Source organism: Bordetella tumbae (genome assembly GCF_054780995.1).
The window spans coordinates 222,919-235,006 of sequence record NZ_BAAGVG010000012.1 but is presented as its reverse complement, the minus strand read 5'-3'; the positions used below and the strand labels follow the sequence as shown (position 1 = coordinate 235,006).

Sequence of the window (12,088 nt, the reverse complement as noted above, 5' to 3'; positions counted from 1 at the left end):
GTGAAGCCCCCACGCGGCCACTGCCCCGCATCGACGCCAATAGCACTAACCCCACCCTCATCCGGTTTACACTTAAGCCTCCCCCCTCCGTATCTCAAAGGTTTCCCAATGAGCACCACTACGCTCAAAACCCGCCTGACCGACGCCGTCAAAGAAGCCATGCGCGCCCGAGACTCCCAGCGCCTGTCCACGCTGCGTTTCCTCGTTGCCGCGGTCAAACAGAAAGAAGTCGACGAACGTAAAGAACTGAGCGACGCAGAAGTCACCGCAATCATCGAAAAGCAGGTAAAACAGCGCCGCGAATCGATTGCCGCTTTTGAACAAGCCGGCCGGTTGGAAACAGCGGCACAGGAAACCGCCGAGCTGGACGTGTTGCGCGAATTTCTACCGCAAGCAGCCTCGCCCGAGGAAATCTCCGCTGCCATAGACGCTGCACTCGCAGAAGTTGCAGCGCAGGGCCTGAGCGGCGGCGCTGCCATGGGTAAAGTCATGGCCATTCTCAAGCCCGCGTTGGCTGGCAAAGCCGATATGTCCGACGTATCGCAACAGGTTAAACAGCGCCTGAACGGCTGATCCCGATCAGTAAGCCGTCTCGCCGAACAAATCCAGATCTGCCTGCCGGGCTTGTTCGGCAACATCTTCAAAGTTGCTCATACCCACACCCGCCAAGCGATATCGCGTTGTGCCGGGCAAATCCACACGCATGCAAAGCTGCTGAGCAACCATAGCGAGATCCTGGGCCGAGGCCGGCGCACGTGTGAGCGTCAATGTGCGCGTGACGATACGAAAACGATCCGTCTTCAATTTCAGGACTACCGTACGGCCAATCGCGCCCTTTTTCAGCCCCTGATCCCAGACCTTGTGCGCCAGACGCCCCAACACCTCGTCCAACGCCTCGATCGGCTGGTCCACCATCAACGTCGTTTCCGCGGATATCTGCTGCAATGGTGCGTCAGGCTGCACGGCCCGATTGTCGATGCCTTGTGACAGCTCGTGCAATCGCACCCCATAGCGCCCAAAATGATGCTCCAGCTCAACCGCAGTAAACCGCGATAAATCCCCCACAGTCTGTACGCCCAGCGCTTCAAGCTTGCCCTGCATGACCTTGCCCACCCCTGGCACTTTGCGCACTGGCAAGGGCTGCAAGAACGCCAGCACCTGCGATGGCTTGATCACAAACAGACCGTCGGGCTTATTCCAGTCAGAGGCAATTTTGGCCAGGAATTTGTTGGGCGCCACACCCGCAGAGGCCGTCAGGTGCGTTTCTTGCAGGATCTCACTGCGGATCACCCGCGCAACCTCCGTCGCCGATGCCAGCCCGAGCTTGTTGACCGTCACGTCCAGATAGGCCTCATCCAGGGACAAGGGCTCGATCAAATCCGTATGGCGCGCAAACACCTGCCGCACCTGACGCGATACCTCGCGATATCGATTGAAATCGGGTGGCACGTAAATAGCATTGGGACAAAGCCGCTGCGCGCGAGCGGCCGACATGGCAGAGTGCACCCCGAACCGCCTAGCCTCATAAGAGGCAGCACAGACCACCGAACGGGGCCCTTCCCAGGCGACCACCACCGGCAATCCGCGCAACGATGGGTTATCGCGCTGCTCCACCGATGCGTAAAACGCATCCATGTCTACATGTACGATCTTGCGCGAAAACGAAAGCATGACAAATGGGATAACAACCTTGCCGGCAGCGCAATCAAAAAAAAGAATATTATGACGCGCTATTGCACCGCGCTTTTAACAATTTTGCTGATCTGCTCGTATCCATGACCACGCCTGCCACGACTGACTATTTCGGCCTGACGATTCCCTTGATGCACCTGATGGGGGTGATTCCCGAAAGCATAGGCCCGGGCCATGCGCGCACGCGATTGCCCTGGCGCGAGGATCTGACCAACAGCCGCGGCGATATTCACGGCGGCACGCTGATGAGCGTGCTGGATTTCACGCTCAGCGCCGCCGCCCGTGGCAGCGACCCCGGCCTAGGCATGGCCACCATCGACATGACCACCAGTTTCCTGTCCCCCGGCAACAGCGACTTGGTCATCGAAGCCCGCTGCCTGCGCCTGGGCACATCGATCGCCTTCTGTGAAGGCGAAATCCGCAATGCCGAGGGACAAATCGTCGCCAAGGCCTCGGCCACCTTCAAAGTCATCAAACGCCGGCCCGGCAGTGACTGACCTGCATGGTTAAGCGATACGGCAAGCGGCGAAATTGCCTCATGCCAAGTCGCCAGGCCCTGCCTCAGCATAGCCACGGCCGCAGTCAAGACGACAGCAAATCACTCGCCGTCGAAGCGACCTGCCACCCCTATTTTCCGGACTTTTGCTCCGCAGGCGGATCCTTGGGCATATAGGTCGTGCACGACGGCACCTGGTAAATCAACGCTGCACGCATGGCATGGAGAGCGCCCTCATTCCAGATGCCGCGTCCCCACATGAGAATGTCCACCTGCGACGCACGGTCACCCTGGCCGGTGATTTTCACTCGCGCCACGTCGTCACCGGTAAACGGCGCCTCGACCCGCACCAATGCGCTGCGGGTCGCATCATCCACCGTACCATGTACGGTGTACGCCCCCGTGCCACGCAGGCAACGCTCGGCCTGCGCCGTCGCCGCCTCGTACGTCGAACGGTAATCCGACTGCACCGTCAAACTATCCGACGGCATATTTCCGCCCGATGAAATCCCGGTCGAGCAGCCCGCCAGGCCGGCCACGGCGATCGCCGCCACTGCAATTCTGATCATGTTCACTCCAATAACCAGCCGCGATTATCCCGCAATCCGGCTCTCGATCGCCAGTTCCCCCGAATGCCGGCCCTAACAGGGACGGTTTACCCATGCGCTCCCCACGGTTCGACGGGACCCCTGCCCCTATGGCATGATCAATAGCTAAAACCGCTGGCCCGAACGCCGACCAGGAGATCGACTTTGCCTCACACCTCGCAGTTGCCCCAAAAATACCCGCTGAAAGACTTCTTCCGTAATCCCGACCGCGGCTATTTCCGCCTGGCCGACGACGGCAAGACGCTCGGGTTCATGCAACCTGTGGCGTTGGACGACCAGCCGGCCCGCATGAATATTTTTGTGCAGCCCCTGCAAAACGCCCAACCCGTTGGCGAACCGCGCAGATTGACCAGCGAAACCGCACGCGATATCAGCAATTTTTTCTGGAAAGGCGACAACATCGTCCTGTATCAGAAAGATTTCGGCGGAGACGAAAACTTCCACGTCCTGGCCGTCAATGCGCAAACCGGCGTAGCCCATGACCTGACTCCCTACGAAAGCGTCCGAGCCGGCATCGAAGACGATCTGCCCGATGATCCCGATCATGTCCTGATCAGCCACAACCAGCGCGATCCACAAGTATTCGACGTCTATCGCGTCAATGTCCACACCGGCGCGGCAGTCCTCGTGGCGCAAAACCCCGGCAATGTCGTCGGCTGGCAAACCGATCACGCCGGCAAAGTCCGCGCAGCCATCACCAGCGATGGGCTGGACACTACCCTGCTCTATCGTGACGACGAGGCAGCGCCTTTCAAACCGCTGATCACCACCGACTACCGCACCACCGTCAGCCCGGCGTTTTTCACCTTTGACGATCGCAAGTTCTACGCCCTGAGCAATCGCGGCCGCGACAAACTGGCGCTGGTCATCATCGACCCCGCCGCGCCCGATCACGAGGAACTGATATTTGCCACCGACGAGGTCGATCTCGATGCCGCCGGCTATTCCCGCAAACGCCACGTCCTGACTGTCGCCGCCTATCAAACCGACAAACCGCGCCGTCACTATTTCGATGCGGAAACCGAAGCGCTGTACCAGCAATTGGAAAGCCTGTTGCCCGGCTACGACCTGGCCATCCAGGGGTTGAACCGCAACGAAGACACCTTCATCGTCGCCGCCTACAACGATCGCACGCCGGGCGCACGCTATCTGTTCCAGACAGCGACGGGTGCGCTGCACAAGCTCGCGGATATCAATCCGTCCATTCCCGAGGCCGATATGTCGCCGGTGCAGCCCATCCGCTACACCAGCCGCGACGGCCTGGAAATTCACGGCTACCTGACCCTGCCTGCCGGCCGCGACCCGAAAGGCCTGCCCTGCATCATCAATCCGCACGGCGGTCCGTGGGCGCGCGACGGCTGGGGCTATAACCCCGAGATCCAGTTTCTGGCCAACCGGGGTTTCTGCGTCCTGCAAATAAATTTCCGTGGTTCCACGGGCTATGGCCGCCAATTCTGGGAAGCCAGTTTTGGCCAATGGGGCCTGGCCATGCAGGACGACATTACCGACGGCGTGCATTGGCTTATCGACCAGGGTATCGCTGATCCCGCGCGCATCGGCATCTACGGCGGCAGCTACGGCGGCTACGCTACGCTTGCGGGCATCACCTTTACCCCTGATCTCTACGCCGCCGCAGTGGACTATGTAGGCGTGTCCAACCTGTTCACCTTCATGAACACCATTCCGCCCTACTGGAAACCCCTGCTGGCCAAAATGTACGACATGGTCGGCCACCCCGAGCGCGATCAGGAACGCCTGGCCGCGACCTCGCCCGCGCTGCACGTCGATCGTATCCGCACGCCGCTCTTGATCGCCCAGGGCGCCCAGGATCCGCGCGTCAACAAAGCCGAGAGCGATCAAGTGGTACAGGCACTACGGGACCGCGGGGTCGAAGTGCAATACCTGGTCAAAGACAACGAAGGCCACGGTTTCCACAACGATGAGAACAAATTCGAGTTTTATGAGGCCATGGAGGCGTTTTTCGTCGCGCACCTCAAACCCTGAGTCATCCCAAAACAGGGACAATCCCCGATAAAATAGCGTCAACGCCGCCTCGCCCGAGGCGGGTAAATCGCCCTTTGCCACGATTGGTTACGGAAACCTAATCCACAGGGGGCGTGTCTATCTGGTTCTGGCCTAGAATCAGCAGCAAATGAATACCCCTGAAAAATCGAATTCAGCCCCCCGTCGGGGCATCAAGCAGTTTCTGCGCAAACGTATCGTGGTGCAGACCGCGGTCGGCGTGGCAGGCCTGGGCCTCTGCGGTGCAGTGCTTGTCGGCCTCGCGGTTGCGCTGACTTGGCCCAATCTGCCGTCCCTGCACGCCATGACCGACTACCGGCCCAGCGTGCCGTTGCGTATTTACACGGCCGATCACGTCCTGATCGGCGAATTTGGCCAGGAACACCGTAACGTCGTGCCCTTTGACGACATCCCGCTGGTCATGAAACAAGCCATGCTGGCAGCCGAGGACGACGACTTTTACTCCCACGGCGGTATCGACTGGATGGGCATGGCGCGCGCCATGCTGACCAACTTGATCCATATGTCGAAATCGCAAGGCGCCAGCACCATCACCATGCAGGCCGCGCGCAATTTTTATCTGTCGTCTGACAAGACCTATCTGCGCAAATTCTACGAGCTGCTGCTGACCTTCAAGATCGAATCCGAGCTGACCAAGGACCAGATCCTGGAGCTCTACATGAACCAGATCTACCTGGGTCATCGCGCCTACGGCTTCGAAGCTGCCTCGCGCACCTATCTGGGCAAGCCCTTGGCCGAAATCACCCCGGCCGAGGCTGCATTGCTGGCAGGCATTCCCAAGGCGCCCTCACGCTCCAACCCGATCACAAATCTCGACCGCGCCGTCGTCCGTCAACATTACGTGCTGGGGCGGATGCAAACCCTGGGCTATCTGACCCCGGAACAAGCCCAAGCCGCCCGCGAACAGCCGCTGCAGATTCGCGGTGGCCAGGGCGGTCAGAACGACGACTTCACGGTCCACGGCGAATACCCGGCGGAACTGGTGCGCCAGATCATGTATGGCCTGTTCCAGGACGGCACGTACACCCGCGGTATCGACGTCTACACCACCATAGACTCCAAATCCCAGCAGGCCGCCTATCAGGCCGTGCGCACGGGCGTCCTGGACTACACCCGACGCGCCGCCTACCCCGGCCCCGAAGATCAGATCGAACTGCCTGCCGACATCGAACAGGATCCGCAGGCCTTCGAAGAAATCCTCGATGGCGTCCAAGACGAAACCCCCGACAGCAGCGACCTGCTGACCGGCGTGGTGCTCTCGGCCAGCCCCACCGAAATCAAAGTGGCGCGCAGCGCGAAAGAGATCATCACCGTCTCCGATAAAAAGGCCCTGGCCATCGTGGCGCGGGCCCTCAACCCACAGGCCAGCGAAACGCAGCGCATCCAGCGCGGCTCGGTCGTCCGCCTGCACAAAAATGGCGATCAGTGGGAAATCCTGAATATGCCGACGCTGCAGGCGGCGTTGGTGTCGTTGGCCCCGAAAGACGGCGCTATACGCGCTCTAATCGGCGGCTTCGATTTCTATAGCGGCACCTTCAACCGCGCGACTCAGGCTTGGCGTCAACCCGGCTCGACCATCAAGCCGTTTATCTACGCAGCCTCGCTCGAGCGCGGCATGACGCCCGCCACGCAAATATCGGATCAGCCCTTTACGCTGTCGGTAGAACAGACCGGATCCCGCCCCTGGACACCCAAAAACGACGGCAATGACTACCAGCCGATGCAAACCATGCGCCAGGGCCTGTACCGGTCCAAAAACATGGTGTCCATCCGCATTCTGCAGGCCATCACGCCGCAATACGCCCAGGATTATCTGACCCGTTTTGGATTCCAGAAAGACCGTTGGCCCGCGGTGTTGCCCATGGCACTGGGAGCGGGCGGCGCTACGCCATTGCAGGTCGCCGACGCCTATGCCGTCTTTGCCAACGGCGGCTACCACGTGCCGCCTTATCTGATCGACAAAGTCACGGATCGCTCGGGCAATGTCCTGATGCAGGCGCAACCCGTCGTGGCGGGCGACGAGGCGGCTCGCACCATCGATCCCCGTACCGCGTGGGTCATGGATGACATGTTGCGCGGCGTGGCCACCAGCGGTACGGCGGCTCGCGCCAAGCGTACGCTCAAGCGCAACGACGTCGCGGGCAAGACCGGCACCACCAACGACGCCGTCGATGTCTGGTTTGCAGGCTACACCCCCGCACTGGCCACCACCGTCTGGATGGGCTTCGATCAGCCGCAGTCGCTGGGCACCAACGCGTTCGGCAGCGGCCTGGCCCTGTCAACCTGGTTGGACTACATGCAGCCCGTGCTCAAAGGCGTGCCCGAACAAGCGCAACGCCCCCGGCCCGACGGATTGCTGGTCGATAACGGCGAATACTATTTCTCGGAATTTCCGCCCGGGCGGGCCATCGCCTCGCTGGACCTGCCCACTGGCGACCAGTTGACCGACTTTCTCAACAACATGCGGCCCAGCGATGGCGCACCGACACAGGTGCGTCCGCTGAATGCTCCCGGCGGCGGCAGCTTGCCCGCGCCGGCGACCCCGGCGGCGCCATTGAGCCAAGCGCCCATGCAGGGTTCCATGGCTGCTCCCGTGGTAGCTGCCCCGGCCACGCCACAAACCTCGTCTGGTACGGGCTCCACCGCCAACCGCACACCCGCCACGTCTGGCGGTTCCCCGTCGGGCCAGCACGATGCCGCACTGGCCATCCCCATTCCCCTGGCTCCGCCACCGGCAAATCCCCAGCCTGTCACAGGATATTGATAGGAATAAATATTATTCGTGATATCGTTGCGAACTAGGTCAACTCAGTTCCGCAACGACCATGACTGCCGCCACCACGATCAAAACCTGGTATCTGGTCCACAAATGGACCAGCCTTGTCTGTACTGTATTCCTGCTGGTCATCTGCCTGACCGGGTTACCGCTGATTTTTCATCACGAAATCGAGGACCTGTTCGACGAAGGCAAGCCCGTCGCGACGCTGCCCGAGGGCACGCCGCCCGCCAGCCTGGACAAAATCGTCGCCTCGGCCAAGGCCTTGTATCCCGACGAGTATGTCGACTACGTCTACCTGGACGATCACGAGCCGCAGGCTTACGTAGGCTTTGCCCCCGAGCTAGGCACTGCGGTAGAAAAAGGCCACGCCGTGCGCGTCGATCTGCGTACCGCCGAAGTCCTGCACGATGCACCGCCCTATTCCGAGGATCGTTTCTCGTTCATGGGGATCATGCTGGCGCTGCACGTAGATCTATTCGCTGGACTGCCCGGCGAATTGTTCCTGGGATTCATGGGCCTGCTTTTCGTGGTCGCTATCGTATCAGGCGTTGTCCTCTACGGCCCCTTCATGAAAAAAATCGAGTTTGGCACCGTGCGTGCCGCGCGCTCGACTCGCCTGAAATGGCTGGATCTGCATAATCTGCTGGGCATCGTCACGCTCGTCTGGGCCTTTGTCGTCGGCGTGACGGGCGTGATCAACGAACTGTCCACGCCCATGTTCCGTATGTGGCAAGCCTCCGAACTGCCGCGCATTCTGGCGCCCTATCAGGGCCGCAGTGTGCCCAAGGATCTGGCCTCGGTGCAAAACGCCTCCGATACCGCGATCAAAGCCCTGCCAGGACGCGAAGTCTCGTTCATCGCCTATCCCGGCAACGCCTACGGCAGCCCGCATCATTATGTGGTCTGGCTAAAGGGCGACACCCCCCTGACCTCGAAACTGAATACGCCCGTGCTGGTGGACGGTGTCAGCGGCGAGCTCAGCGCCGTGGCGCGCATGCCTTGGTACCTGACGGCCCTCGAAGTCTCTCGTCCCCTGCACTTTGGCGACTATGGCGGCATGCCGTTGAAAATCCTGTGGACCCTGCTCGACCTGATCACCATCGTGGTGTTGGGCAGCGGCCTGTACCTCTGGATCGCTCGCCGCAAGGCAAACAACGCTCGCATCGCAGAGCTCGTTCGGCGTCATCAACAACTCAAACCGCAACAAACCCCCGCATGAGTTCACGCAGCCGCTTTTTATTCGTATGGGGTGCGCCCATCGTGCTGGGCGTGCTCAGCATCTTCGGACTGCTGGCAGCCCTGCTGGGTACCGGCCTGTGGCACTGGGCCTCCTGGATCTCGCTGGCGGTTCTGCTAGTGGTCATCGTCAAGTACTGGTGCTTCCCGGCGAAACCAGCGGACTCGACTGCCCGGCGTTGAGATCGGCGTGGCCTGTTCAGGCCGCCTGCTACGTCCACCATGGCCACTGTGAAACCCGGTTCCCTCGCTTCTCCGACTCGCGGCGGCCTGACCACGCTGCGCACCTTGCTGCCTTATTTGTGGCCCAAAGACCGGCCGGGGCTCAAAGTGCGCGTGGTCGTCGCCATGCTCTGCCTGCTGGCGGCCAAACTCGCCATCGTCTATGTGCCGATGCTCTATGCATCGGCTATCGATGAACTCAGTAAAAACACGGCAGGCGCCGCTGTCGTCGTTCCGGTGGGCCTCATTCTGGCCTATGGCGCCGCTCGCGTACTTTCCCTGCTGTTCTCCGAATTACGCGATGCCGTCTTTGCCCGAGTCGGCCAGCATGCGATCCGCGCCGTGGGGTTACAGATCTTCCGCCATCTCCATGCTCTCTCGCTGCGCTTTCATCTGTCGCGGCAGACGGGGGGACTGACACGGGTCATCGAGCGAGGCACCAAGGGCATCCAGACCCTGCTGTCTTTCACGCTATTCAATATCCTGCCCACTTTTTTCGAGATTGCGCTGGTCTGCGGGGTGCTCTGGAAACTCTTTGATATCTGGCTCGCGACAGCAACTATCGTGACGATCGTGCTGTACCTGGCCTATACCTTGGCCGTGACCGAATGGCGCACCAAGTTCCGCCGCTTGATGAACGAAACGGATTCAGAGGCCAACACCAAATCTGTCGAAAGCCTGCTGAACTATGAAACCGTCAAATATTTCGGCAATGAGGAACACGAGGCTCGCCGCTACGATGCATCGCTGACACGCTACGAGCGCGCTGCCGTGCGCAGCCAAGTCAGCCTGTCTATTCTGAATGTCGGCCAGGCGGCCATCATTTCCGTGGGACTGACCATTGTCATGTGGATGGCGGCACGCGGCATTGCCGACGGCCGCTACACGCTGGGCGACTTCGTATTGGTCAATACCTATTTGCTGCAGCTGTATGGTCCGCTGAATTTCTTTGGCTTCGTCTATCGCGAAATCAAACAGTCGCTTATCGACATGGAACGCATGTTCGAGCTCTTGGATCAGCAGCGCGAGATCAGCGATCCCCCCAACGCTGGCACATTGCAGCTGTCCGGCGCCAGTATCGAGTTTCGCGACGTCGCCTTTGGCTACGATCCGCGCCGCCCGATTTTGAAAGGCGTCAGCTTTACGATTCCCGCAGGCCGTACGCTGGCAGTGGTGGGCTCGTCCGGAGCGGGAAAATCGACATTGGCCCGGCTGCTATTCCGCTTTTACGATGCGCAATCCGGTGCCATTCTGATTGATGGGCAAGACATCAGAGAAGTCACACAGAACAGCGTGCGCGCGGCGATTGGCGTCGTGCCCCAAGATACCGTGCTGTTTAACGACACGATTCACTACAACATTGCTTATGGCCGTCCCAATGCGACCGAAGCGGACGTTCATGCCGCAGGCCGTCTGGCGCACATTCACGAACTGATCATGGCCATGCCGGACGGTTATCAAACGCTGGTTGGCGAACGCGGCTTGAAATTATCCGGCGGTGAGAAACAACGTGTCGCGATCGCGCGCACCTTGCTGAAAAATCCCTCGATCTTTCTCTTTGACGAGGCGACCAGTGCATTGGATACGCATACCGAGCGGGAAATACAGGCCAACTTACGTGAGGTCAGCCAGGGGCGTACTACGTTGATCATTGCGCATCGGCTGTCTACTATCGCGGACGCGGACGAGATCATTGTGCTGAGCGATGGGCGGATTGTGGAGCAAGGGCATCATACTGCGCTGCTCATGCGCGATGGGGTGTATGCGGCGATGTGGCGGCGGCAGCAGGGTCAAGGGAATAACGGGGGAGAGGATGCTCCGGGAGATGTTGATTTGTCGTCGTCCCGGGGGTAGGACGATATCGGCGGATTGGGGTTCTTCAGGCGTCTAGGACGCGTGCCGGGCTGCCGCACCGGGCCTATCGCGGCGACTCGGCCCATGACCAGGGGCCTCGGCCCGCTTCGCGGGCTGAATCGCCGCTCTACGGCCCGGCGCGGCAGCCCGGCACGCGTCCTAGACTCATGATGTCGATTAACGGCGGAGCTGGATGGAGGGAGGTTGGGATTTGTCTATTTGCGTCGGAGTGGGGTTTGCCTGGAGCGGTATAAGGAGCGTCCGCCTTCGGCCATTAGTACCAGGACTGCCAGCCAGATCGCGATATAGGTGGGCCATTGTGCAGCGGCGATGGTCTCGCCCAACAAAACCGATACGACTACCAGCAGTACGGGCTCGACATAGATGAGTAGTCCAAATAATGTCAGGTTCAACCGTGGCGCCGATAATGCCTGGCATCCCAATGCCGAGGCGCTGATGACCCCCAATCCCAGCACCAGCCATAACAAATGGGACGAACTATCCAATGTACCCAGTACTTCGCCGCCCTGAAAAATGAAAAAGAGGCTGATGGGCAAACTCAAATTCATGTCGAACCACAGACCGCCCAGGGTATTGGTGTTCGTGACTCGGCGCAGCCAAAAATACCAGGGATATCCCAGACACACTGCCAATACCGGCCACGAGATTGCGCGGGCGATCACCACCTGGTTCACGATCCCGGCCAGCGCCAGCAGACACGCCGCCAGCTGAAACCCGCTGAGCCGATCGCCAAATGCCACACGCCCCACGACTACCATCGCCAATGGCAACAAAAAATAGCCCAGAGATACGTCCAGCCCATAACCATTGATCGGGGCCCACATGAACAGCCACAGCTGCGCCCCTAGCAAAATGGACGACAACAGGCGTTTCCCCCAAAACCATTTCTCGTGCCGGACACGATGCAAAATGGCACGCACTTCGTGCCAGCGGCCCGTGAGCAACACCATCAACGTCAGGCATGGCGCGGTCAACAAGATGCGCCATCCATAGATTTCCTCGCCGCCCAGTTCCGCGAGCAAGCTGGTGTAGCCATACATGATGGCAAACAACACCGACGCCAGAACGTTGAACCCCACCCCGATCGAGGTGTTCACGGTACTGCCCGCACCCGTATTACCCGTACTCATTAATCCG

10 protein-coding genes are annotated in these 12,088 nt (G+C 60.2%); 7 read left to right on the top strand and 3 right to left on the bottom strand.

The window, feature by feature from the left end:
• Positions 1 to 108 precede the first annotated feature (108 nt).
• Positions 109 to 573, top strand: coding sequence for a GatB/YqeY domain-containing protein (locus ACYVI2_RS11665; RefSeq protein WP_415820710.1), 465 nt, complete (start codon positions 109 to 111; stop codon positions 571 to 573).
• Positions 574 to 579: 6 nt separating this feature from the next.
• On the opposite strand, the gene dinB is transcribed toward ACYVI2_RS11665, so the two are convergent.
• The gene (dinB, locus tag ACYVI2_RS11660) at positions 580 to 1,671 is read right to left on the bottom strand and encodes a DNA polymerase IV (RefSeq protein ID WP_415820709.1); all 1,092 of its coding nucleotides are present in this window, start codon (positions 1,669 to 1,671) and stop codon (positions 580 to 582) included.
• A 104-nt stretch (positions 1,672 to 1,775) separates the two neighbouring features.
• On the opposite strand from dinB, the gene ACYVI2_RS11655 reads away from it, so the two are divergent.
• On the top strand, positions 1,776 to 2,189 hold the full coding sequence (locus tag ACYVI2_RS11655; RefSeq protein WP_415820708.1) for a PaaI family thioesterase: 414 nt from the start codon (positions 1,776 to 1,778) through the stop codon (positions 2,187 to 2,189).
• A 130-nt stretch (positions 2,190 to 2,319) separates the two neighbouring features.
• Here the strand turns inward: ACYVI2_RS11655 and ACYVI2_RS11650 are convergent, their stop codons facing one another.
• A complete protein-coding gene (locus ACYVI2_RS11650) occupies positions 2,320 to 2,757 on the bottom strand; it encodes a BPTD_2524 family lipoprotein (RefSeq protein ID WP_415820707.1) in 438 nt (145 codons plus the stop codon).
• 183 nt (positions 2,758 to 2,940) lie between these two features.
• Here ACYVI2_RS11650 and ACYVI2_RS11645 point away from each other — a divergent pair, with 183 nt between their 5' ends.
• From ACYVI2_RS11645 to ACYVI2_RS11625, 5 genes are all read left to right on the top strand, one after another.
• Positions 2,941 to 4,800: an alpha/beta hydrolase family protein gene (locus ACYVI2_RS11645; RefSeq protein ID WP_415820706.1), complete on the top strand. Its 1,860-nt coding sequence runs from the start codon at positions 2,941 to 2,943 to the stop codon at positions 4,798 to 4,800.
• A gap of 148 nt (positions 4,801 to 4,948) precedes the next feature.
• Positions 4,949 to 7,603: a penicillin-binding protein 1A gene (locus ACYVI2_RS11640; RefSeq protein ID WP_415820705.1), complete on the top strand. Its 2,655-nt coding sequence runs from the start codon at positions 4,949 to 4,951 to the stop codon at positions 7,601 to 7,603.
• 61 nt (positions 7,604 to 7,664) lie between these two features.
• Positions 7,665 to 8,837, top strand: coding sequence for a PepSY-associated TM helix domain-containing protein (locus ACYVI2_RS11635; RefSeq protein WP_415820704.1), 1,173 nt, complete (start codon positions 7,665 to 7,667; stop codon positions 8,835 to 8,837).
• A complete protein-coding gene (locus ACYVI2_RS11630; RefSeq protein ID WP_415820703.1) occupies positions 8,834 to 9,037 on the top strand; it encodes a hypothetical protein in 204 nt (67 codons plus the stop codon). Before ACYVI2_RS11635 ends, ACYVI2_RS11630 begins: the two co-directional genes overlap by 4 nt.
• Positions 9,038 to 9,076: 39 nt before the next feature.
• Positions 9,077 to 10,930: an ABCB family ABC transporter ATP-binding protein/permease gene (locus ACYVI2_RS11625; protein ID WP_415820702.1), complete on the top strand. Its 1,854-nt coding sequence runs from the start codon at positions 9,077 to 9,079 to the stop codon at positions 10,928 to 10,930.
• A 215-nt stretch (positions 10,931 to 11,145) separates the two neighbouring features.
• On the opposite strand, the gene rarD is transcribed toward ACYVI2_RS11625, so the two are convergent.
• Positions 11,146 to 12,081 carry an EamA family transporter RarD gene (rarD, locus tag ACYVI2_RS11620; protein WP_415820701.1) on the bottom strand — a complete coding sequence of 312 codons (936 nt, stop codon included), beginning with the start codon at positions 12,079 to 12,081 and terminating at the stop codon, positions 11,146 to 11,148.
• Positions 12,082 to 12,088: the final 7 nt, after the last annotated feature.

Excerpts from the sequence above, each read along its gene's own strand:
- ACYVI2_RS11665 (WP_415820710.1), top strand. The coding sequence starts at position 109 with ATGAGCACCACTACGCTCAAAACCCGCCTGACCGACGCCGTCAAAGAA.
- dinB (WP_415820709.1), bottom strand. The coding sequence starts at position 1,671 with ATGCTTTCGTTTTCGCGCAAGATCGTACATGTAGACATGGATGCGTTT.
- ACYVI2_RS11655 (WP_415820708.1), top strand. The coding sequence starts at position 1,776 with ATGACCACGCCTGCCACGACTGACTATTTCGGCCTGACGATTCCCTTG.
- ACYVI2_RS11650 (WP_415820707.1), bottom strand. The coding sequence starts at position 2,757 with ATGATCAGAATTGCAGTGGCGGCGATCGCCGTGGCCGGCCTGGCGGGC.
- ACYVI2_RS11640 (WP_415820705.1), top strand. The coding sequence starts at position 4,949 with ATGAATACCCCTGAAAAATCGAATTCAGCCCCCCGTCGGGGCATCAAG.
- ACYVI2_RS11635 (WP_415820704.1), top strand. The coding sequence starts at position 7,665 with ATGACTGCCGCCACCACGATCAAAACCTGGTATCTGGTCCACAAATGG.
- ACYVI2_RS11630 (WP_415820703.1), top strand. The coding sequence starts at position 8,834 with ATGAGTTCACGCAGCCGCTTTTTATTCGTATGGGGTGCGCCCATCGTG.
- ACYVI2_RS11625 (WP_415820702.1), top strand. The coding sequence starts at position 9,077 with ATGGCCACTGTGAAACCCGGTTCCCTCGCTTCTCCGACTCGCGGCGGC.
- rarD (WP_415820701.1), bottom strand. The coding sequence starts at position 12,081 with ATGAGTACGGGTAATACGGGTGCGGGCAGTACCGTGAACACCTCGATC.